Source organism: Dokdonia sp. Dokd-P16 (assembly GCF_003095655.1).
Classification (GTDB): domain Bacteria; phylum Bacteroidota; class Bacteroidia; order Flavobacteriales; family Flavobacteriaceae; genus Dokdonia.
In genome coordinates, this window is record NZ_CP029151.1 from 661,546 (window position 1) to 688,153 (window position 26,608).

Annotated in this window: 8 protein-coding genes; 5 read left to right on the top strand and 3 right to left on the bottom strand. The window is 39.6% G+C overall.

Annotated features, from left to right (window positions below; translation table 11 throughout):
• Positions 1-14 precede the first annotated feature (14 nt).
• From DCS32_RS03060 to DCS32_RS03080, 5 genes are all read left to right on the top strand, one after another.
• Entirely contained in the window at positions 15-326 is a 312-nt protein-coding gene (locus DCS32_RS03060; RefSeq protein ID WP_108876935.1) for a hypothetical protein, read from the top strand.
• Between the two features lie 204 nt (positions 327-530).
• On the top strand, positions 531-1,745 hold the full coding sequence (locus DCS32_RS03065) for a GTP-binding protein (protein WP_108876936.1): 1,215 nt from the start codon (positions 531-533) through the stop codon (positions 1,743-1,745).
• A gap of 155 nt (positions 1,746-1,900) precedes the next feature.
• Positions 1,901-2,761 carry a DUF5829 family protein gene (locus DCS32_RS03070; RefSeq protein ID WP_162533583.1) on the top strand — a complete coding sequence of 287 codons (861 nt, stop codon included), beginning with the start codon at positions 1,901-1,903 and terminating at the stop codon, positions 2,759-2,761.
• A gap of 24 nt (positions 2,762-2,785) precedes the next feature.
• A complete protein-coding gene (locus DCS32_RS03075) occupies positions 2,786-3,601 on the top strand; it encodes a hypothetical protein (protein ID WP_108876938.1) in 816 nt (271 codons plus the stop codon).
• A gap of 36 nt (positions 3,602-3,637) precedes the next feature.
• Positions 3,638-4,024, top strand: a complete 387-nt coding sequence (locus tag DCS32_RS03080) for a MerC domain-containing protein (protein WP_108876939.1) — start codon at positions 3,638-3,640, stop codon at positions 4,022-4,024.
• Between the two features lie 499 nt (positions 4,025-4,523).
• On the opposite strand, the gene DCS32_RS03085 is transcribed toward DCS32_RS03080, so the two are convergent.
• The 3 genes from DCS32_RS03085 to DCS32_RS03095 are packed head-to-tail and all read right to left on the bottom strand — an operon-like array spanning position 4,524 to position 26,378.
• A complete protein-coding gene (locus DCS32_RS03085; protein ID WP_108876940.1) occupies positions 4,524-6,482 on the bottom strand; it encodes an OmpA family protein in 1,959 nt (652 codons plus the stop codon).
• Positions 6,483-6,492: 10 nt separating this feature from the next.
• A complete protein-coding gene (locus DCS32_RS03090) occupies positions 6,493-7,407 on the bottom strand; it encodes a type IX secretion system membrane protein PorP/SprF (protein WP_108876941.1) in 915 nt (304 codons plus the stop codon).
• Between the two features lie 32 nt (positions 7,408-7,439).
• Complete coding sequence (locus DCS32_RS03095; RefSeq protein ID WP_108876942.1) at positions 7,440-26,378, bottom strand: gliding motility-associated C-terminal domain-containing protein; 18,939 nt, start codon at positions 26,376-26,378, stop codon at positions 7,440-7,442.
• Between the last annotated feature and the right edge of the window lie 230 nt (positions 26,379-26,608).

Below are 26,608 nucleotides of genomic sequence, written 5' to 3' on the forward strand. Positions count from 1 at the left end.
TATTCAAAGCTTTAATGCAACGAGCAGTTTTTAAACATATCACCACACTACTTTTTCTAGTAGCATTTCTTGTGCCTAGGGTTGTGGAGTTGCACGCTTTTGAACATATATCTGACAATGAGGATCAATTAACCTGTGAGCTTTGTGATATTACCACACAAGTGCAAGAGCAAGATCTCACATTTGGAGATGTTTCTCATACCTACCAGATATTATCACCCAGTCCCAGCGACTATGTGATTACTTCATCTTACAGTAGCCCAGTGGCATACATTGTTACGCCTACAGTGGTGTACAATAAACCTCCTCCTTTTTTTATAGGATAATTTTGGATTTTTTACACGCTCATATTTCACGATAATACATCGTGTATATGTTGTTGCACTCATACTAGTTGTGAAGTGTAATTAAAATAAAAAGCGTTTAGTCTCTCTTTTTAAGTGGTATTATATCCAGTCCTAATTTATCGCGCACTACTTGAGGAATTCTTATTTCTCTAAAAATCTAGTATCTCATATTTAAATTTCAAAATGAAAAAATTACCAGTTACCGTACTTAGCGGTTTTTTGGGTGCAGGTAAAACTACCTTGCTCAATCACATATTGCATAATAAACAAGGTCTTAAAGTCGCTGTAATCGTAAATGATATGAGCGAGGTAAATATAGATGCCCAGCTTGTAGAAAATGAAAATACCCTTTCTCGCACAGAAGAGAGACTTGTTGAAATGTCTAACGGTTGTATATGTTGCACCCTACGGGACGACCTAATGGTTGAGGTTGAAAAGCTAGCAAAAGAAGATAGATTTGATTACCTCCTCATAGAAAGTACCGGTATTTCTGAGCCCATACCAGTTGCACAAACCTTCAGTTTTGAAAGTGAAGATGGCAGTATTGACCTTAGCCGTTTTAGCTATGTAGATACCATGGTTACGGTAGTAGATGGCTTTAATTTTTTAAAAGATTTTTCTAGTCCTGATTACTTAACATCTCGTGATCTAACCGATATAGAGGGAGATACACGTACTATTGTAAACCTTCTAACAGATCAAGTAGAGTTTGCAAATGTTATTCTTCTTAATAAGACAGACCTCATTACCGAAGAGCAACTCAAGCAATTGTATGGCATCTTAACAAAGCTCAATCCTGGTGCAAAGATTATACCTACACATAACTCTAAGGTTCCATTAAAAGAGATTGTAGGTACAGGATTATTTGATTTTGAAGAGGCCGAAAATTCTGCTGGATGGTTACAAGAACTAGAAAATGAGCACATCCCAGAAACCGAAGAGTACGGTATAGGCTCTATGGTTTTTAGAAGTAAAAAACCATTTCACACAGAGCGCTTCTGGAAGTTTGCAACCTCTGGTTTTCCTGCAGATGTTATTAGGAGTAAAGGCTTATTCTGGATGTCATCACGACCTAAACAAGCGTTGATATGGAGCTCGGCCGGAGGCTCTCTTAAAACAGACCCTGCTGGTGTGTGGTGGGCATCAATGCCTTACACAGAGCGTATTAATTATGGAGCTTTTGTAGATAATCGTGAGTTGATAGAAAGCGATTGGCATCCTGCGTATGGAGATCGTAAAAATGAGCTCGTTTTTATTGCGATTAATATAGATCGAGATATCCTAACTAAGCAACTAGAAGCGTGTCTTCTCACTCCAGAAGAAGAGAAACTGTGGGAAGAAGGGAATCTGCCACTCACAGACCAGTGGCCTATACAAGCAATGGAATACACAAATTAGTATTTGTATGTCACAACGTTTATTACCATAAAATTAAGTGTTATATCATATAGTTAAAACATTTCAAAATGAGGCTACCTTTATTTACCATCATATTTCTAACTATACTTTTGTCGTCTTGTCAAAAGCAACCAAGAGAATCATATAATCCAAATTTGATTAAACGTAAGGAGATAAGCCAAGCATTCGGGGCAGATGTTTCTAATGTGTTGTTTGATCACTTATACGTTGTGGTAGATAGCATTACGTACTCGCAAGTAACTAGTGACAGCCAGTGGCAGGACACCTATGCTAGCTTAGATGTAGGTTTGCCTGATTTTGCTCCACTTTCTAATACCTCTGCTACTTGCTACATAAGAGGACATCAACACTCCATTGAGATATTGGGGCCTAACAATAGCTATGATGAGCCTATAGGGAAGAGTGGTATAGGATTTTCTCTTAAAAATAAAGGTGAGCATTTTCATTTAGGCGTTACACCAAAATTGAGAGCCTTAAGGGACTCCCTACTTACGGCTACCGAAACGGTAAAAATGAAAGTTAACGGACAAGATCATACGTGGTTTAAAGCATTTTATACACCTAGTCCAGGCACTGCATTGCATACTTGGTATGCGTTTTATAACCCTAAGTTTTTAGATCAATTAAGTGACGAAGAACATCCATCATATTTAAGAGAAGATTTTCTCGCATCTTCCTATGCAGATCATAAATTATTTCACGGCATTAATGAAATTAACTTGAAGTGCACTCAAGCAGATTTTAACAGGATTGCACAAGAGTTAGGATATCTTAAGAGTGAGTTGCTGGATAGAGAAGGTAATTTATATACCATTAAAAGTGGGGATGTAAAAATTGTACTTGAGCCGTCAAAAGACATAGCATATAGTCGTATCACAAAAATTACTTGCAAACTAAATAGTGCAGATAACAGTGTAAGTCAACTAGGAAATATCACAATAACAAACAGTGGTAAAGTCTCGACCTGGGACTTTAATGAGTTGCATTTACATTAAAATTAATAATAAAAATTAAATATTATGAAAAAACATACCACAACCCTATTATCATCGCTAGTACTTATTGCTTTTACGGTGACCTCATGTAAAGAAAATACAAGCAGTGTAAATGAGGCTTCTCCTGAGAGTGAAAAGCCTGCAGAAGTAGTCGCAAAAAAAATAACAATTAGTAAACTAGAAAACTCTCCCGCATATAGCGACGCTGTACTGAAGATAGAATCACCAAGCGCCGAAAACATAAAAACAGGCGAAACAGATTTTAATTTTAAAGTAGAAAATTACGAATTAGGCGCACAGACAGATAGTCCAAACGTACAACTTCTAGCAAACTCTGGTAAGGGGCAACACATTCATTTTATATTAAATAATGAGCCTTATTCTGCGCATTATGAGAGCGCTTTCGCGAAAGCGTTACCAGAAGGAACACATCACCTAGTTGCCTTTTTGAGTAGGTCATATCACGAGTCTGTAAAAAATGAAAACTCTGTAGTAGTAAAAAAACTTGTAGTCGGTGATTCTCCAGAAAATGAAACAGGTGTTAATGTAGAGGAGCCTACACTTATATATAGCCGTCCTAAGGGAACATACTCGGGTAAGGACACAGAGAACTTATTGCTAGACTTTTTTGTGCTTAATACAAAGCTATCAGAAAGCGGAAATAAAGTACGTGCTACTATTAATGGTGAGCAATTTGAAATTACAGAATGGGCACCACAAGTGATTAGAGGATTACCTATGGGAGAAGTAACTATAATGCTAGAATTAATAGATAGTAAAGGAAATGTCCTAGACGGCCCCTTCAATAAAGTGACACGTACGGTAGTGCTTAAAGAGTAACTTTAATTTTAAGCTCAATATTTTAAAAAGATTTATATGAAATCAAAAACTGTAGATAAGATTGCAATCATAAGCGCTGTTTGTTGCGCACTGCACTGTGCGCTATTACCTATTTTAATAGGTTTTACAGCCCTAGCTGGTTTGGCAATTTTCAAAAACCCGTGGATAGAATATGCTTTTATTATTTCCGGGATACTCCTAGCTTTTTTCTCATTAGGTAGAAGTTTGAGACTGCATCGCGATCATACACCAGCTAGAATGGCAACCATAGGTGTAGTTGTGTTACTCATAAGTAGATTACAAGTTGTACACGAGGTAGAGACTATTTTTACGGTTATTGGAGCGCTGTTTTTAGTGCTAGCCCACGTTAAAAACATACACGCAGTACATCGTCTTAGAGAACCTAGAATTGTAAGACAGTAAGGAAGCACTCTAATAATCGCCAACAACATGGAAATACATAGCTAGAAAACAGCAAATACACTTTTGCCAAAAAATAAAATTTAGATTTCAAGCACATATAATAGGATATTATTTAAAGAAATAAGGCAGCATAAATTATAGAATTGTATTTAAAACTACTTATTACAAAACTTAAAATCCTAGCAATCTACCTCTAACGAATCAACATTTTCAATATAGCTATAGTTTGATATCAACTGATATTTCAAAAAAATAAAAAACCCTGTAAATTATAAAATTACAGGGTTTTTACAACCTATTCTTGGACCTTCTACAACGAAAATAGAACTCTCATAATTTTTATTTAACGAATGTAAAAACCCCATCATTTTAATCTCCAACTAATCAATCCTTTTAAACTCATTATCAAAAAACTAGTTCGAACTATTGTCTTACATTCAAATTAAACTATTAAAAATAACGAGTTGCATAATCTATAAATTAGCCAATCGAATTTATTCTACATTTTCTCTATAATAAACTCTGACCTTCTATTAATTTGATGCTGCACTTCATCGCATTTCACTCCATTAGAACAATCATTAAGCAATTGCGTTTCTCCAAAACCTTGAGCAGACAATATTCTCTCTTTTGCTATCCCTTGTCTTATTAAGTAATTTTTGGTTGATATAGCTCTTCTTTGCGAGAGCTCCATATTATAATTATCATCTGCGCGGGCATCCGTATGAGATTCTATTCTAATCTCTATTGATGGTTGTTGAGACATCAGTGCTACAATCTTATTGAGCTCCATAGCAGCGTCCGGACGTATGTAGTCCTTATTGAGATCAAAGAATATAATTCCAACCTTAATTTTAAGTAGACCTCCATCTTCCACAATAAGCTCACTTAGCGTTTCTAGATCTAGTGGAACTATAGTTTCTGATGAGATACTAGAAGTAACAATCTTTTTTGAATTAGGAGTGTACCCTAATTTATTTACTTTTATATCATATTGCTCAGCACAGTCAAGGTCAAAATTAAAAACATAATCCCCATTCCTTTTACTTACGGTTTCAGAGAGCTTAACCCCATTCTCCCCATATAAAGAAACTGTAGCATCCGCTATACGCTCTTGCGTACGTCCGTTAATCACATACCCTTTAATAAGTTGTTTACAATCGTTTACAACATCTTCAGGAGCAATACGCTGTATTGCATAAATATCATCATCGCCTATTCCTCCTTCTCTGTTTGAACATACAAAACCTTGCTCTCCTTCTTCGTTAATAATGAAACCAAAATCATCTAGTTGACTATTGAGTGGTTTTCCTAAATTACGTGGAATTGAAAAAGTATTGTCATCTATATCACTCTCAAAAACATCTAATCCACCAACTCCTAAGTGTCCATCCGAAGCAAAGTACATCACTCCCTTTGCAATAAAAGGAAACATTTCTCTTCCTGATGTATTCACTTTAGGGCCTAGATTTCGAGGTGTAGAATATGTATTATCCCCCAATATATCTACTACAAATATATCTGTAGCGCCTATTGTACCTGGCATGTCTGACACAAAATAAAGTTTACTACCATCTTCACTAAGCGTAGGATGACCCGTAGAGTAATCCTTACTATTAAATGGCAGTTCACGCACATCACTCCAGTCGTCCTTTCTATCTAGACTGTCATTCCTAACCGCAGTATATAATTTAAGATGGCTAATTCCATCCTCTCCTCTTTTCAAATCTCCATCATAGTTATTTCTAGTAAAGTAAATACGATTACCATCATTAGTAAAAGCAATGGTAGCCTCGTGATATTTTGTATTTATAACCTTAGAAAATATTTTTTCTCTTTTTACTTCATTTTCGGCAGCATTAATCTGGCCTATATAAAAATCTAAAAATGGCTGATCGTTCCAATGATACCTTCTTTTGATATAATAAGACGTATCCACAGCAGATGAGTACACAAGTTTATTTCCATAATATGCAGGTCCAAAGTCTGAATACGCTGTATTTATTGATAAGTTTTTAAGTTCAAATTGCGCAGGAATCGCTAGCACATCTGCCAGAGTACGCTCTTTCTGGGCATAATCATCAATACGTTTATCATTTTTAGTTGACGCTTTCGCGAAAGCTTTCATCCATTTTTTTGCCGCTTTATTATCACCAATACCTTGAAGTGTATGTGCAAATCGAAATAAATACTCAGCATCGACTTCATCTCTATATTGACTCACAAGCAGATCATACCACTTATAAGCTTCCTCCATATCAGTATTGAAGTAATATGAATCTCCAGCCTTCTGCAGAAGAACCATAGAATTATCTCCTCTGTCTATTGCTTTCTCATAAACAGCTGCCGCTTCAACATAGCGCATTTGTTCAAATAGCTTATCTGCGTTTTTATATGTTTTCTGTGCAAAGAGAGAGACAGAAAAAAGTAGCAGAAGTATCGTAATATTCTTTGTCATTATTTATAATTTAAAAGAAACGAGGTGATTTAATTTTCTTCGTTTTTGAGATAAGATCAAATCTCATTGTAATCTCATGGCTTCCAGTATTAAATCGCTGTAATTCAGTAGTGGTATAATCATAAGAATACCCCACCAGTAGCTGTGGTGTTATTTGGAATCCAGCAAGACCACTTACAGAATCATCCCATCTATAAGAAAGCCCTAATCTTAACTTTTCATAGAACATAAAATTTGCAGATAAATCCACAATAAGCGGAGCTCCTGTAACACTCTTTACTAGGAAAGCTGGTTTAAATTTTGTCGTACTACTAAGATCTGTGACAATACCTCCTATTATAAATAAGTGAAGTCTTTCGGCAGCTACAGTTTGCTGTATATCATCATAGGTTTGATCTGTAAATAAATTTGGGATTGAGAACCCAAGATAGTTACGATCATTATGCCAGTAGACACCTGCTCCTAGAGTAGGTAAAAATTCGCTCACATTGTTTTGGAAAAGGACATCTTGACTTTGAGCATTACCCTTAGAAAAATCAATATCTAAGAAACGCCCACCTCCTTTTAACCCAAATGAAAGCTTACGAGTGTCTGAAGTCATTATCGTATATGAAAAATTAAGATCTAGATACGTTTCCTTAGAAGGACCAAGTTCATCATTTGCTATTGCCAGACCAAGACCTACATGTTCACCAATTGGAGTGTCTAAGGAAAAAGTCTGCGTCCTTGGAGCTCCATCAAGACCAACCCATTGCGATCTCAATACCCCAATCGCAGAAGCATGACCTCTAGATCCAGCATATGCTGGATTTACACTCAATGTATTGTACATATATTGTGTAAACTGGGGATCTTGCTGCGCAAATAGCGTTTGGAAGGATAGACCTACTAAACCCACTATTAATACTCTAAGCTTTACATTCATACTTTTTATTTTTAGTGCTTATACACCTTAAATTATCTGTTTATATATAACCATCCTGCACGACCTGAACTTCCATCATTAAGGTCTAAAAGATAATAATATGTTCCTACTGGCAGTTTCTCACCTCTTTCAACGGTTGCTCGACCATTTGAAGTACCATCAAAGTTATTTTGATAGTTTGCTTCTTCAAAAACAACATTACCCCATCTGTTATAAATGCGAAGAACATTGTTAGGATAATTTTGTAATCCTTGAATAACAAAGGTTTCATTTACACCATCGCCATTTGGAGAAATTTCATTGAATATTTCCAAATCTTGTTCTACATCCAATACTGTAATAGTAGGATCATCTGGTTCACCATCATTATTCTCATCATTATCTGTAGAGTTTGTAGGATCATCCGAAACATCTGTTACAATGGCTCCATTTGCAGTTCTTGCAGTTACAGTAGCTGTGTTTAAAACACTTCCGTTGGCCACATCCTCATTAGTAAGAACGTAACTAGCGCTGAATGTAGAACTGTCAGTCTCCCCTATTGCGAGATCAATTGGACCTCCATCTACCTCTACTAAGCTATCGTCGACACTTACGTCAAACAATGGTGTGTTACCTGTATTTGTCACAGTAAACATGTAATCAATACGGTCACCTTGATCTACTATATTATTGAGGTTGGTATCAATATATTCTCCCATTTTCTGTAAAGAAATATTAGCTACTTCAAACATTGTTACCGTAGGATCATCTCCCGCTCCTGTATCGTCTGCAGGATTAGCACTATCTGACACATCCGTAAGCGTCTGCCCCATTGCATCTATCGCACTTGCTTCTGCCGAGTTTATAATCATTCCTACCATGATATCATCTAGTGTAAGGACATATGCAGCTACTGCAATTCCACTTTCTCCAGGCTGCAATGTACTAGGCACAATAGGTAGGTTACTTACTCCGATTGTACTATCGTTTATTTCAACATTAGTGACTGTTACATTCCCAGTATTAGTAACTGTAAATGTGTACAAGATTTCATCTCCCACATCAACGGTGTTACTATTGTTCGTGTCTTGTAGCTGGGCTGCTTTTATTAAAGTAATACCTCCCATATCATCTATATCAAATACAACTGTATCTGTAGAGGTAACATCGTTATCAAATGGATCATTACCAATAGCCGTAGCTGTATTAGTAACACTTCCTGTATCAATATCCGCCTGTGTTAAGTTATAAGTAGCAGTTACATTACCTGTATCAGAAGGTGTGAGTACATCAATCACTCCAACAATACCACCTAATAATGGATCATTTACAACAACGTCTGTAATAGTAACGTTTCCGTTATTAACTACGACAAAGTTATACTGTAATTGATCACCCAAGTCTATAGAGCCATTACCATTTGTGTCTAAATAAACGAACGTTTTAGTTATAACAATTACTGGATTTTGCTGTAAGAATACTTCCGTATCGTTATCAGGATCTCCATCTCCATCAGAATCTACTAGAACATCATTAGAAGGATCACCATCTCCATCAGAATCAACTCCACTTGTTGCAAAGTCTCTATCATGAGAAACATCTCTTACTTCATCACAATCTGCTCCCACGGGGTCTGCAACAATAAATGCAGTATTGAGCACATAACCTGTATCAATATCATCTTGTGTGATAGTATATGTTTGTGTGGTTGTTAGAGATTGTCCAACTAATATTTCTTCAAATTCACCAACGAAACCACCTAGCAGCGCGTCAAATATTTCCGCATTTAAAAGTGTAATATTCCCTGTGTTTACCGCTGTAAATTGGAACGTTATGATATCACCTGGGACTGGGTTTGTAACGTCACCACTAAATGCGATATCTTCTTTAAACAGAGATATATTAGGCATACATCCGAAATCAACAATTGTTGGGTCATCAGGGTTACCATCTGCATTAGGATCAACGTTAGTGTTATCGTTCGGATCATCAGATGTGTCTACTACAGGCTTACCATCAGGAGCTGTACCAGCAATTGTTGCAGTATTGATCACCATCCCAGCATCTACATCATCTTGAGTAAGTGCATAGGTCGCTGTGTAAATCCACACTTCATCCACATCAAGAACAGACACGTTACTTACATCTCCCGAATCAGGACCTGCAATAACACCTCCAAGTAATTGATCTGTAAGTACTGGATTTGTAACTGTTGTCGTTCCAGTATTCGTTAGAGTAAATGTATATGTAATAATATCACCAGCTTGTAATCCATCACCTCCATCGTCAAGAACTCCAACCTTATCAAGATTCATACTTGCATCTTGAGGTATAAATGTATTAGTAGGATCATTATCATTACCAGTATTATCACCATCGTTACCAGAATCAGACTCATCAGATACTGTCGTTCCATTTGGAGATGTACCATTTGCTTCAGCTTGATTTGTAACTACTCCAGCATCAATATCAATTTGCGTTAGCAAATAGCTAGCTGTAAAGAAGAGCATATCTCCTGGATTTGCATCAAAGGCATCTGCATCACCATCTAAATCAACTCCACCTCCTGTATATACAGGTACAGGCGTAGCACCAGTTCCTGAGAAGGCCGTTTCAACAAGTACTATATCAAATACTGCTACATTCCCAGTATTCTCTACAGTGTATGTGTAAGTAATTGTATTTGACGCAATGTCTATACTTGAACTCTTAACAAGAGTAAGCTCTGAAGAAGATGGTAGCGGAGTTACCGTATCATCATCACCAGCTCCAGAATCATCTGCTGGGTTACCAGAATCAGAATCGTCACTTACCGTATTCCCGTTAGGATCCTCACCAGAGGCAACTGCTTCATTGACTACCTCTCCTGCATTTACATCTGCCTGAGTAATGGTATAACTAGCCGTTAGTGTTTGGTTGGCCATTGGAGCTAAACTCGCAATCGTACCCACTAAACTTGGAGTCAAATTAGTATCTGTTACATCAATCGATGTTACCGTTACATTACCTGTGTTAGTCACCACAAAAGTGTAAGCAATCATATCTCCAGGACTTACCACACCGTCTCCATTCGTATCTGCATAAGCACTAGTCTTTACAAGTGCAAGTGCAGGCGTTGCAGGTATTGGTAAGTTTGTTGGATCATTCGTGTTATCTGCATCTGCATCTGAGTTTCCTGGTTGACCTTCGTCATCATTAGGATTCGTACTATCAGACACATCGGTTACAGCAGCTCCATTTGGATCTGTTCCTGTTGCCGTTGCTGTGTTTTCTACATTCCCAGCATTTACATCGGCCTGAGTTAAGATATAGTTGGCTGTTACACTTCCCATCTCCGTAGGTTGTAATGTAGATGGGGTTACCACTGCATTACTAAGACCTATCGTCGCATCGTTTACTGTAAGATTACTAACTGTTGTACTTCCAGTATTTGTTACTGTAAAGGTATAAGTTACTTGATCTCCTGCTCCTAATAAACCATCGCCGTTGGTATCTGTAAGTGCCGATACCGCTTTCGCGAAAGCTATCTCACTCACCACAGGAAGTGGTGTTACAGTAGCATCATCATCAGCTCCAGTATCGTCAGCAGCATTACCAGAATCAGAAGCATCTGTTACTGGGTTACCACTTGGATCTGTTGCCGAAGCTGTTGCTTCGTTCACTACCGTCCCAGTGTTGATATCATCTTGTGTTAAGATATAGCTCGCAGTAAATGTGAGTATATCTCCAGGTGCTGCATCAAATGCATCACCGTCGCCATCAAGATCTCCACCACCCATTTGGTATAATGGTGTAGGTGTTGTTCCAGTTCCTGAGAAGCTAGTCTCCGTTACAGCAACATCATTGGCAGTTACATTTCCTGTATTTTCAACCGTGTATATATAATCTATTTGGTCTCCTACTGTAAGTCCAGCAGGTGCATTATCTACATACGTACTTGATTTTACAAGCTCAATCATTGGCATTGCAGGGATTGGAGTACTAGTTGTATCATCACCAGCTCCAGTATCATCTGCAGCATTACCAGAATCAGAAGCATCTGTTACTGTTGTTCCTGCTGGATCTGTTCCGCTAGCAAGCGCTTCATTATCTACAACTCCAGCATCAATATCTGCTTGAGTTAATACATAAGTAGCAGTAAACTGCAACACATCTCCAGGTTTAGCATCAAAAGCATCTGCATCACCATCTAGATCAAAACCTCCAGCCGAATAAACTGGCGTTGGTGTTGTTCCTGTACCTGTAAATGTAGTCTCTGCAATTGTGATATCATTTACTGTAGTATTACCAGTATTCTCAACGATATATGTATAGGTAATACTATTAGTAGCTGCATCAAAAGTTGAACTCTTAACAAGAGTAAGCTCTGAAGAAGATGGTAGCGGAGTTACCGTGTCATCATCACCAGCTCCAGAATCATCTGCTGGGTTACCAGAATCAGAATCATCACTTACCGTATTTCCATTTGGATCCTCACCAGAAGCAACTGCTTCATTGATTACCTGCCCAGCATTTACATCTGCCTGAGTAATGGTATAACTAGCCGTTAGTGTTTGGTTGGCCATCGGAGCTAAACTCGCAATCGTACCTACTAAACTTGGCGTCAAATTAGTATCTGTCACATCAATCGATGTTACTGTTACATTACCCGTGTTTGTTACCACAAAGGTATAAGCAATCATATCTCCAGGGCTTACCACTCCATCACCATTGGTATCTGCATAAGCACTTGTTTTTACAAGGTCGAGTGCAGGTGTTGCAGGTATTGGCAAGTTTGTTGGATCATTCGTATTATCTGCATCTGCATCTGAGTTTCCTGGTTGACCTTCGTCATCATTAGGATTTGTACTATCAGACACATCGGTTACAGCTGCTCCATTTGGATCCGTTCCTGTTGCCGTTGCTGTGTTTTCTACATTTCCAGCATTTACATCGGCTAACGTTAAGATATAGGTTGCTGTTACACTTCCCATCTCCGTAGGTTGTAATGTAGATGGGGTTACCACTGCATTACTAAGACCTATCGTCGCATCGTTTACTGTAAGATTACTAACTGTTGTACTTCCAGTATTTGCTACTGTAAAGGTATAAGTCACTTGATCTCCTGCTCCTAATAAACCATCGCCGTTGGTATCTGTAAGTGCCGATACCGCTTTCGCGAAAGCAATCTCACTCTCCACAGGAAGTGGCGTCACAGTAGCATCATCATCAGCTCCAGTATCATCTCCAGCGTTACCAGAATCTGAAGCATCTGTTACTGGATTACCACTTGGATCTGTTGCCGAAGCTGTTGCCTCATTTACTACCGTTCCAGTGTTGATATCATCTTGTGTTAAGATATAGCTCGCAGTAAATGTTAGGATATCTCCAGGTGCTGCATCAAATGCATCACCGTCGCCATCAAGATCTCCACCACCCATTTGGTATAATGGTGTAGGTGTCGTTCCAGTTCCTGAGAAGCTAGTCTCCGTTACAGCAACATCATTGGCAGTTACATTTCCTGTATTTTCAACCGTGTAGGTATAATCTATTTGGTCTCCCACTGTAAGTCCGGCAGGTGCATTATCTACATACGTACTTGATTTTACAAGCTCCATCATTGGCATTGCAGGGATTGGAGTACTAGTCGTATCATCTCCAGCTCCAGTATCATCTGCAGCATTACCAGAATCAGAAGCATCTGTTACTGTTGTTCCAGCTGGATCTGTTCCGCTAGCAAGCGCTTCATTATCTACAACTCCAGCATCAATATCTGCTTGAGTTAATACATAAGTAGCAGTAAACTGTAGCACATCTCCAGGTTTAGCATCAAAAGCATCTGCATCGCCATCCAAGTCAAAACCTCCAGCCGAATAAACTGGTGTTGGTGTTGTTCCTGTACCTGTAAATGTAGTCTCTGCAATTGTTATATCATTTACTGTAGTGTTACCAGTATTCTCAACGATATATGTATAGGTAATACTATTAGTAGCCGCATCAAAAGTTGAACTCTTAACAAGAGTAAGCTCTGAAGAAGATGGTAGCGGAGTTACCGTATCATCATCACCAGCTCCAGAATCATCTGCTGGGTTACCAGAATCAGAATCATCACTTACCGTATTCCCGTTAGGATCCTCACCAGAAGCAACTGCTTCATTGATTACCTGCCCAGCATTTACATCTGCCTGAGTAATGGTATAACTAGCCGTTAGTGTTTGGTTGGCCATTGGAGCTAAATTCGCAATCGTACCTACTAAACTTGGCGTCAAATTAGTATCTGTCACATCAATCGATGTTACCGTTACATTACCTGTGTTTGTTACCACAAAGGTATAAGCAATCATATCTCCAGGACTTACCACTCCATCACCATTCGTATCTGCATAAGCGCTTGTTTTTACAAGGTCGAGTGCAGGTGTTGCAGGTATTGGTAAGTTCGTTGGATCATTCGTATCATCTGCATCTGCATCTGAGTTTCCTGGTTGACCTTCGTCATCATTAGGATTTGTACTATCAGATACATCGGTTATAGCTGCTCCATTTGGATCCGTTCCTGTTGCCGTTGCTGTGTTTTCTACATTTCCAGCATTTACATCGGCTAACGTTAAGATATAGGTTGCTGTTACACTTCCCATCTCCGTAGGTTGTAATGTAGATGGGGTTACCACTGCATTACTAAGACCTATCGTCGCATCGTTTACTGTAAGATTACTAACTGTTGTACTTCCAGTATTTGCTACTGTAAAGGTATAAGTCACTTGATCTCCTGCTCCTAATAAACCATCGCCGTTGGTATCTGTAAGTGCCGATACCGCTTTCGCGAAAGCAATCTCACTCACAACTGGTAAACTTGTGTTGGTTGGATCATTATTTGCTCCAGTATCATCTCCAGCGTTACCAGAATCAGAAGCATCTGTTACTGGGTCACCACTTGGATCTGTTGCCGAAGCTGTTGCCTCATTTACTACCGTTCCAGCGTTGATGTCATCTTGTGTTAAGATATAGCTCGCAGTAAAAGTAAGTACATCGCCAGGCGCTGCATCAAATGCATCACCATCACCGTCAAGATCTCCACCACCCATTTGGTATAATGGTGTAGGTGTCGTTCCAGTTCCTGAGAAGCTAGTCTCTGTTACCGTCACATCATTGGCAGTTACATTTCCGGTGTTTTCAACAGTGTATATATAATCTATTTGGTCTCCTACTGTAAGTCCGGCAGGTGCATTATCTACATACGTACTTGATTTTACAAGCTCCATCATTGGCATTGCAGGGATTGGAGTACTAGTCGTATCATCTCCAGCTCCAGTATCATCTGCAGCATTACCAGAATCAGAAGCATCTGTTACTGCTGCTCCTGCTGGATCTGTTCCGCTAGCAAGCGCTTCGTTGTCTACAACTCCAGCATCAATATCTGCTTGAGTTAATACATAAGTAGCAGTAAACTGCAACACATCTCCAGGATTTGCATCAAAAGCATCTGCATCACCATCTAGATCAAAACCTCCAGCCGAATAAACTGGTGTTGGTGTTGTTCCTGTACCTGTAAATGTAGTCTCTGCAATTGTAATGTCATTTACAGTAGTGTTACCAGTATTCTCAACGATATATGTATAGGTAATACTATTAGTAGCTGCATCAAAAGTTGAACTCTTAACAAGAGTAAGCTCTGAAGAAGATGGTAGCGGGGTTACCGTATCATCATCACCAGCTCCAGAATCATCTGCTGGATTACCAGAATCAGAATCATCACTTACCGTATTTCCATTTGGATCCTCACCAGAAGCAACTGCTTCATTGATTACCTCTCCTGCATTTACATCTGCCTGAGTAATGGTATAACTAGCCGTTAGTGTTTGGTTGGCCATTGGAGCTAGACTCGCAATCGTACCAACTAAACTTGGCGTCAAATTAGTGTCTGTTACATCAATTGATGTCACCGTTACATTACCTGTGTTAGTCACCACAAAAGTGTAAGCAATCATATCTCCAGGACTTACCACACCATCACCATTGGTATCTGCATAAGCACTTGTTTTTACAAGATCGAGTGATGGTGTTGCAGGTATTGGTAAGTTTGTTGGGTCATTCGTATCATCTGCATCTGCATCTGAGTTTCCTGGTTGACCTTCGTCATCATTAGGATTTGTACTATCAGACACATCGGTTACAGCTGCTCCATTTGGATCTGTTCCTGTTGCCGTTGCTGTGTTTTCTACATTTCCAGCATTTACATCGGCCTGAGTTAAGATATAGTTGGCTGTTACACTTCCCATCTCCGTAGGTTGTAATGTAGATGGCGTTACCACTGCATTACTAAGACCTATCGTCGCATCGTTTACAGTAAGATTACTAACCGTTGTACTTCCAGTATTTGTTACTGTAAAGGTATAAGTCACTTGATCTCCTGCTCCTAATAAACCATCGCCGTTGGTATCTGTAAGTGCCGATACCGCTTTCGCGAAAGCTATCTCACTCACCACAGGAAGTGGCGTCACAGTAGCATCATCATCAGCTCCAGTATCATCTGCAGCGTTACCAGAATCAGAAGCATCTGTTACTGGGTTACCACTTGGATCTGTTGCCGAAGCTGTTGCCTCATTTACTACAGTTCCAGCGTTTATATCATCTTGTGTTAAGATATAGCTCGCAGTAAAAGTAAGTACATCGCCAGGCGCTGCATCAAATGCATCACCATCACCATCAAGATCTCCACCACCCATTTGGTATAATGGTGTAGGTGTCGTTCCAGTTCCTGAGAAGCTAGTCTCTGTTACAGCAACATCATTGGCAGTTACATTTCCTGTATTTTCAACCGTGTATATATAATCTATTTGGTCTCCCACTGTAAGTCCGGCAGGTGCATTATCTACATACGTACTTGATTTTACAAGCTCCATCATTGGCATTGCAGGGATTGGAGTACTAGTCGTATCATCTCCAGCTCCAGTATCATCTGCAGCATTACCAGAATCAGAAGCATCTGTTACTGTTGTTCCTGCTGGATCTGTTCCGCTAGCAAGCGCTTCGTTGTCTACAACTCCAGCATCAATATCTGCTTGAGTTAATACATAAGTAGCAGTAAACTGTAGCACATCTCCAGGATTTGCATCAAAAGCATCTGCATCACCATCTAGATCAAAACCTCCAGCCGAATAAACTGGTGTTGGTGTTGTTCCTGTACCTGTAAATGTAGTCTCTGCAATTGTAATGTCATTTACAGTAGTGTTACCAGTATTCTCAACGATATATGTATAGGTAATACTATTAGTAGCTGCATCAAAAGTTGAACTCTTAACAAGAGTAAGCTCTGAAGAAGATGGTAGCGGGGTTACCGTATCATCATCACCAGCTCCAGAATCATCTGCTGGATTACCAGAATCAGAATCATCACTTACCGTATTTCCATTTGGATCCTCACCAGAAGCAACTGCTTCATTGATTACCTCTCCTGCATTTACATCTGCCTGAGTAATGGTATAACTAGCCGTTAGTGTTTGGTTGGCCATTGGAGCTAGACTCGCAATCGTACCAACTAAACTTGGCGTCAAATTAGTGTCTGTTACATCAATTGATGTCACCGTTACATTACCTGTGTTAGTCACCACAAAAGTGTAAGCAATCATATCTCCAGGACTTACCACACCATCACCATTGGTATCTGCATAAGCACTTGTTTTTACAAGGTCGAGTGCAGGTGTTGCAGGTATTGGTAAGTTCGTTGGATCATTCGTATCATCTGCATCTGCATCTGAGTTTCCTGGTTGACCTTCGTCATCATTAGGATTTGTACTATCAGATACATCGGTTATAGCTGCTCCATTTGGATCCGTTCCTGTTGCCGTTGCTGTGTTTTCTACATTTCCAGCATTTACATCGGCTAACGTTAAGATATAGGTTGCTGTTACACTTCCCATCTCCGTAGGTTGTAATGTAGATGGCGTTACCACTGCATTACTAAGACCTATCGTCGCATCGTTTACAGTAAGATTACTAACCGTTGTACTTCCAGTATTTGTTACTGTAAAGGTATAAGTCACTTGATCTCCTGCTCCTAATAAACCATCGCCGTTGGTATCTGTAAGTGCCGATACCGCTTTCGCGAAAGCTATCTCACTCTCCACAGGAAGTGGCGTCACAGTAGCATCATCATCAGCTCCAGTATCATCTCCAGCGTTACCAGAATCTGAAGCATCTGTTACTGGATTACCACTTGGATCTGTTGCCGAAGCTGTTGCCTCATTTACTACCGTTCCAGTGTTGATATCATCTTGTGTTAAGATATAGCTCGCAGTAAATGTTAGGATATCTCCAGGTGCTGCATCAAATGCATCACCGTCGCCATCAAGATCTCCACCACCCATTTGGTATAATGGTGTAGGTGTCGTTCCAGTTCCTGAGAAGCTAGTCTCCGTTACAGCAACATCATTGGCAGTTACATTTCCTGTATTTTCAACCGTGTAGGTATAATCTATTTGGTCTCCCACTGTAAGTCCGGCAGGTGCATTATCTACATACGTACTTGATTTTACAAGCTCCATCATTGGCATTGCAGGGATTGGAGTACTAGTCGTATCATCTCCAGCTCCAGTATCATCTGCAGCATTACCAGAATCAGAAGCATCTGTTACTGTTGTTCCAGCTGGATCTGTTCCGCTAGCAAGCGCTTCATTATCTACAACTCCAGCATCAATATCTGCTTGAGTTAATACATAAGTAGCAGTAAACTGTAGCACATCTCCAGGTTTAGCATCAAAAGCATCTGCATCGCCATCCAAGTCAAAACCTCCAGCCGAATAAACTGGTGTTGGTGTTGTTCCTGTACCTGTAAATGTAGTCTCTGCAATTGTTATATCATTTACTGTAGTGTTACCAGTATTCTCAACGATATATGTATAGGTAATACTATTAGTAGCCGCATCAAAAGTTGAACTCTTAACAAGAGTAAGCTCTGAAGAAGATGGTAGCGGAGTTACCGTATCATCATCACCAGCTCCAGAATCATCTGCTGGGTTACCAGAATCAGAATCATCACTTACCGTATTCCCGTTAGTATCCTCACCAGAAGCAACTGCTTCATTGATTACCTGCCCAGCATTTACATCTGCCTGAGTAATGGTATAACTAGCCGTTAGTGTTTGGTTGGCCATTGGAGCTAAATTCGCAATCGTACCTACTAAACTTGGCGTCAAATTAGTATCTGTCACATCAATCGATGTTACCGTTACATTACCTGTGTTTGTTACCACAAAGGTATAAGCAATCATATCTCCAGGACTTACCACTCCATCACCATTGGTATCTGCATAAGCGCTTGTTTTTACAAGGTCGAGTGATGGAGCACAAGCAATAATCGAAGTTGTAACTGAATTTGTACATCCAGTAACAGCGTCTACGAAAGTATATTCTATTGTGTGTGGTCCAGGAGTTTCAATCGCTGGATCAAAGGTTGTATTTGCTACACCATCTATAGTAATAGTTGTTCCTATTCCTCCAGTTGCAAAAGCAGGAGAAACTACAGTAGTCAGATCTAGTGCTGGCTCTCCTGTACAAACATTAGATGGAGCTGTAATTGTTGGAGTTGGCAGTAAATTAATTGTAAGCACTGTAGTATCAGAAACTATTGAAGAAGAACAAGCACCTAATCCCGTAAGAGTTTTAGTAAGCGTTACTGATCCCGAATTAATATCTAAAGTACTTGGAGTATAGATTGGGTTATCAACTGTTGTACTTGAAAAATTACCAGTTCCACTTGTAGTCCAAGCAATTGTTCCGTTTGTAGACAAACCGCCTACAACTGTATACATTTCATCTTCACAGATTTCAGCTGTAGCTGGTCCTGCGTCAACTGTTGGTTCATCTTCCACAGTAATGGTTACCGTATCTGTTGCAGCAACACAAGGTGCAGTAAAGTCACTTGTTAATGTCAGTATGTAATCTCCAGGTACCGTAGCTGTAAAAGTTACAGTTTCAGGAGTAGCGGTTGCTGCTGTAGAACTTAAAGCTCCATCACCACCTGCAGGACTGGTCGTAAGCGACCAAGTTCCCATAGTAGCTCCGCCACCGATGGTAGCATCAATTAAAGTATATGCACCATTATCCGAACATAAAGAAGTAGCTGCTCCAGCTTCTACCGTTGGCTCTTCACTGATTGTTAATGCTATTGAGGCAGTAACTTTACTCGAAGCACAAGCTCCTGTTCCAGTTACTGTCTTTGTAAGTGTTACTACTCCAGCATCCACGTCAAGTGCGCTTGCTGTATAAACAGGATTGTCAATCGTGTTATCTGAGAATGAACCAGATCCACTAGTCGTCCAAGCTATTGTTCCGTTGGTAGAAGTACTTCCAGCAACCGTAAACATATCATCAAAACAAATAGTCGCCGTTGGTGATGCTACTGCTACTGTTGGCTCATCTTCCACAGTAATGGTTACCGTATCTGTTACAGCAACACAAGGTGCAGTAAAGTCACTTGTTAATGTCAGTATGTAATCTCCAGGTACCGTAGCTGTAAAAGTTACTGTCTCAGGAGTAGCTGTTGCAGCAGTAGAGCTTAATGCTCCATCACCACCTGCAGGACTTGTCGTTAGTGACCAAGTTCCCATAGTCGCTCCGCCACCGATAGTAGCATCACTTAATGTATATGCGCCATTATCTGAACATAAAGAAGAAGCTGCTCCAGCTTCCACCGTTGGCTCTTCGCTGATAGTAAGTTCTACTGTATCAGTAGCTTTAGATTCATTACAAACCCCAATTCCTGTTACTGTTTTTATTAAGGTTACTGTCGATGCTGTTGCGTCTAATTCACTTGGTGTATATATAGGACTGTCAATCGTAGTATCTGAGAAGGCTCCCGATCCACTAGTTGTCCATAGTATAGAGCCATTCGAAGAAGATCCTCCTATAACCGTATACATCTCATTAGAACAAATGATAGCTACTGCTGGACCTGCTTCGCTTGTTGGTGCTGCTTCTACAGTAATCGTTACTGAATCGGTCGCTGCAAAACAAGGTGCTATATTATTTGTTGTTAGTGTTAATACATAAATTCCAGGATCAGTAGCAGTAAAAACTGCTGTTTCTGGATTTGTAATTGGCGTTACCGGACTTAAATCGCCGTTTCCGCTATTCGTTGTAAATGACCAAGTCGCTTCTGTAGCACCTCCTCCAAAACTTGAACCTACTAGCGTATAGCTTCCAAAATCATTACATAGCGTAACATTTTCACCCGCTTCAACCGTTGGCTCTTCATTAATTATTAAAGTAAATTCATCTCTAACCGACGTACTCGCACAAGATCCTGCACCAGTCACTGTTTTTGTTAATGTTACCGTACCTGCAGAAACGTCTGAAGTACCAGGCGTATATACTGGATTATCTATTGTTGTATTAGTAAACACTCCAGATCCGCTTGTTGTCCAATTAATTGCACCTCCAAAGGATGTACCATCTGTAAATATGAACATATCTTCAGAACACACTGCAGCTGTTTTATCTGTACCAACGCTTACCATTGGTAACGGATCTATGGTTACTGTTATAGCCTCAGGTTGCCCAACACATCCTGCCGATGACGTAGCTTCAACATTATAGACAACGGAAAGTGGTGTAGTAGTCGTATTAGTAAAGATATCATTTTCTATAGCATTTGCTGCTAAGCCTGTTGTAATTACAGCATTAGATCCTCCAGCAACTAAGCCTGCTTGAGGTGTAATACTTACAAGTCTATACGAAGCAGCGGGAGTACTTGTAGATGCGACGTCTAATGTTACTCCAATAGCAATATCACTACAAACTGTTTCATCTAATATATTTGAAACTACAGGCTCAGGAGAAACCGTTACCACGACATCGAATTGTGCACCTTCACAAGCCATCGGTTCACTCACGGTTAAAGTATATGTAATAGTCACATTACTTGCTGTTCTATTAACATAGGTATCAATAATATTTGCTGCAGAAGCAGTTGGTCTATTAAGCCCTGCAGGCACGTTCAATTCATCCGATGACACTACCGTATAAGATGCTGAAATTGATGAAATTCCAATATTCACTTCTTCTCCAGAACATACTGCTTCAGCAAAATCAGGAAACGGAGGATCTACTAATGTAAGGACCACTTCTTCTCTTACAGGGTTAGTACACGGAATACTCGAATCTGAAATTTCAGCAAAATAAGATATTGATCCTGCAGCAGTAAGTTCAGGCTCACCAGCTATTGGACTTCCTCCAGTCGCTGTAGTATACCAATCAACTGATATGTTTGGATCAGAATCTATAGCATTGTTTGCATTAAGCACTGTTCCAGCTATTGCGCAACCTATTAAATCTTGTATAGTATTTAACTGTGGTTCAACAACAATTATGGTTACCGTATCTGAAGCAGACATACAAGGAGCAGCTGCATCTGTAGTTAATGTTAACACATACGTTCCGGCTGTAGTTGCTGTAAAATTGGCAGTGTCAGGAGAAGAAGTAGCTGTATTAGGTGTAACAGCCCCATCTCCAGGATTTGTACTTACTGTCCAAGTACCTGTTGTCGCTCCTCCATTTATACTAGCATCTGCTAATTGATGTGTACCAAAATCAATACATAAAGTAACATCACTACCAGCATCAACTGTTGGTTCTTCATTTATAGTTAACGCTACAGTATCTACTGCTGCATTACATGATGAAGCACCAGTAACTGTTTTTGTTAACGTTATGTTTGTAGATGAAATATCTAAAGCACTTGGCGTATAAACAGGATTATCTATTGTTGTATTTGAAAATGATCCCGATCCACTAGTTGTCCATAATATAGTTCCATTAGAAGATGTTCCACCTGTAACTGTGTACATTTCGTCAGAGCAAATAGCAGCTGTATCTGGTCCTGCGTCACTTGTAGGAGCTTCTTCAATAGTGATTGTCACCATATCTGTAGCTGCTACACAAGGTGTTGCAAAGTTAGTCGTTAATGTAAGTATATAATCTCCAGACACTGTAGCTGTAAAAGTCACCGCTTCTGGATTAGCTGTTGCTACAGTTGTGCTTAATGCTCCATCCCCTGTTGCAGGACTTGTCGTTAGTGACCAAGTTCCCATAGTAGCTCCGCCACCTATTGTAGCATCGCTTAGCGTGTAAACACCAAAATCTGAACATAATGTAGCATCTTCTCCTGCATTTACAGTTGGCTCTTCACTAATAGTTAGAACAGTATCGTCAGATACAGAGCTTGAAGCACAAGCTCCAGTTCCCGTAACTGTTTTTGTTAATGTTACTACTCCGGCGGTTACATCTTGCGTACTTACAGTGTAGATTGGATTTTCGGCACTATTATTATTAAAAGTCCCTGTTCCACTTGTGCTCCAAGTAATTGTACCATTAGTCGAGGTACTACCCATAACATTGTACATCTCATCAGAGCATATAATTGCTGCAGTAGGACCAGCGTCAACTGTTGGCTCAGCTTCTATCGTTATTATCACGCTATCAAATTCCGCTTCGCATGGAGCGGTGAAATTTGTAGTTAATGTTAAGATATACACACCTGGTGTAGTAGCCGTCAAGCTTACATCAGATGGATTTGCAGTAGGTTTATTATCAGATAGCATTCCATCTGTTCCTGGTTGAGACGTTATAGCCCAAACTCCTGTTGTAGCTCCTCCTCCAATTGATGCCCCGCTTAACGTATAAGCACCATTGTCAGAACATAATATCACATCGGTACCTGCATTTACTGTAGGAAGTTCGCTAATAGTAAGAACGGTGGTATCTGAGACTGAATTAGAGATACAAACGCCTGTACCTGTAACGGTTTTAGTTAAGGTCACCTCTCCAGAAGTAATATCTTGGGCGCTTGCTGTATATACAGGATTCTCGGCAGTTGTATTGTTAAAAGTTCCTGTCCCGCTTGTAGTCCAAGATATTGTTCCATTTGCTGATGTACTTCCCACGACTGTATACATCTCATCCGAACATATACTTGCTGTTGCAGGGCCTGCATCAACCATAGGTGCAGGTTCTATAGTTATAATTATTGTCTCAAGAGCTCCAACGCAGCCAGCTGAAGATGTTGGCTCCACAACATATTCAACATTCAAGGAAGTACCCGTATTATTTGAAAAAATGTCATTTTGAATAGCATCTGCCGCTAAGCCATTTGCAGTTGTAGCATTTGAGCCACTAGCAATTAATCCAACATCTGGAGTAACACTTACAAGCCTATATGTAGCAGCAGCGGTACTTGTACTTAATACATCTAAAACTACCCCAATAGAATTATCACTACATACAGCCGTATCCAACGTATTTGAAATTACAGGTTCTGGAGAAATGGTAACGACCACATCAAACACTTCACCTTGGCAAGCTGTAGGATCACTCACCGTTAGGGTATAAGTAATAATTACATCACTTGCTGTTCTATTTACATATGTATCGGTAATATTTGTAGCTGATGGAATTGGTCGATCAGCACCAGCAGGAACATTCAATTGGTCAGAAGAAACTACTGTATAAGATGGAGAAACAGATGCAACTCCAATATTTAGGACTTCTCCAGAACATACCGTTTCAATAAAGTTTGGAAATGGAGGGTCTACTAATGTAAGGACTACCTCTTCTCTTATTGGGTTTGTACAAGGAATACTCGAATCTGAAATTTCAGCAAAATATGATATTGTACCAGCTACGTTTAATTCTGGCTGTCCAGATATTGGACTTCCCCCAGTAGAAGATGTAAACCAACTAACCGAAATATTAGTATCAAAAGTAACTCCGTCATTTGCATTAAGCACAGTACCAGGCACTGCACATCCTATAAGATTTTGAACAGTATTGAGTTGCGGTTCAACTACAGTAATTACGACTGTATCTTCAACAGGTGTACAAGGTGATGCGGCATCTGTAGTTAATGTTAATGTATAAACACCTGCAATTGTTGCCGTAAAGCTTGCTGTTTCTGGAGATGTCGTAGCTGTAGCGGGCGTAACAGCTCCATCACCTGCATTTGTAGTTACGGCCCATATCCCCGTTGTAGCACCTCCACCTATGGAAGCACCTGAGAGTTGATAAGTACCAAAATCAATACACAAAGTAACTGGATTTCCTGCTTCAACAGTAGGCTCTTCACTTATTGAAAGGGTAAAGGTATCTGATGCAGTTGTTGCTCCACAGCCACCAGTTCCAGTCACTGTCTTAGTTAGGGTTATTGTAGTCGCCGCAATATCATCAGCACTTGGTGTATACGCTGGATTTTCAGCGGTGAGACTGCTAAAAACTCCATTTCCACTAGTTGACCAACTGATTACATCTGACGGAGTTCCTCCTATTGAGGAAGTACCATCTGTAAATTGATACATCTCATTTGAGCAAATCGTAGCTGCTTTCTCTGTACCCACACTTGCAGTAGGAGCTTCATCTACCGTTATTGTAACGGTATCGGAAATTACAGGACATGGAGTATCCGTGTTTGTTGTTAATGTTAATATATAATCGCCCGGTACTGTTGCAGAAAAACTAGCACTTTCCGGGTTTGATGTTGCTGTTGCTGGATTAACTACTCCATCACCACCGGTTGGTTGTGTAATAGTCCACAGCCCCGTAGTTGCCCCACCACCTATAGAAGCACTTGAAAGTATGTAGCTACCAAAATCATTACATAATGCAATGTTATTTCCTGCCTCAACCGTTGCTTCTTCTATTCTTGTTAGTGTAAGACTATCTGTTGTAGGTTCACAAATCATATCTGTATTAGATACTGTTACAGATAGCTGTATAGACGTTGCACTTTGATCTGCCGATCCTAATGTATATATTGGATTAGTTGCAGCCACATTATTAAACGCTCCATCTCCAGTAGTTTCCCATAATATATTATCTGCTACTACGTTTGAGGCTGTAAGACTATATGTAGATTCAGTTTCACAAATCTCTTCATCTGGACCCGCTTCACCAATAGGAGCTGCTACTACATTAAGCATAATACATTTCTCTTCAGCACATCCGCCTGGATCAATAATATTACAAACCTCATACATTCCAGGTGTAGCAAAAGTATAATTAGTATCCATTCCACCACCACCTATAACTTGTCTAGGCCCTCCATCGATAGAAACGGTAAATTGTTGTCCAGCACCGGAGGCAGATGGTATAAATACAGACTCGCCTACACAGTAATCTTCTCCATTAAGGTCATCTGCATCAGTACCATCTATAGTAAAAGCTAACCCTCCTGTAGGAAATACAAAGTAATCTATAAAAGCACAGTTTGCATTATTTGCCACACTATTTACGAGTGGCCCTCCATTTGCTTGATTATCAAAACCTTCAACTTGAGCACCATTTACTGTGACAGTTGTTACCTGAGAAAAACTACAATTAGGACCTGAACAACCACCTGGTGTAGCATCTGCTTGAGGACCAGGTGGAATATCACAAAAATCACCCACTGTACCTCCTGCTCCACCAACATTTCGAGCGTCAAGGGTTAAACTAAAAACACCGTCGGCCGCTTGCGCATTAAAAGCACAAGAGGAAATAATAACTGTTAAACAAATAGGACCTTCAGAACAATCTGTATTTACACCCGTTTGGTCACCAGGTATTGTCCCTATTATATTCAAATTTTCATCTAAAACACGTAAGCCTTCTCCAGATTGACCAAAATCACCACGACGACATACTCTTATCTCAATATTTTCTGATACAGGAAGTACATCACCTGCATTAGGCAATATGACATCAAAACGCCATTCAGGGTTTTCACCTGGACTATTATTATTACCTCTCTCAGTACTATCTATACACGCCTCAACACCATTTACAGAAAACGTATCCCCTATTAAGACAGCATTTACATTTACTATAGCGTCAGGATTACCTGGTGCTCCGGGATTGCCAGGACCTTCTGGAAAAGGAGGGAACTGCCCAGGGAAAATTTGTGCATTACTATCAATGCTACTGAATAATAGCAATAGCATGAATAATAAATAAGACGAGAATTTTGCAATAGTAGTTTTATGAATCATACGTGATGATTTTGAAAGGATTTGGGTCAGTTAGTATTGTCAACTAGTATTCAATGTTTTGACACTAGATTTTATTCAAGGGAGAAAGGTAGACAACTTTTAAATCACTACAAAAAATTATTATAAGTTATCAACAGTCAATCTGACAATTACGACAAAAGAGCGATTTCAATAGATTAAATGATATAATCGCAATAGTTACATGTAAAATACAATTAAAATTTAAGCAA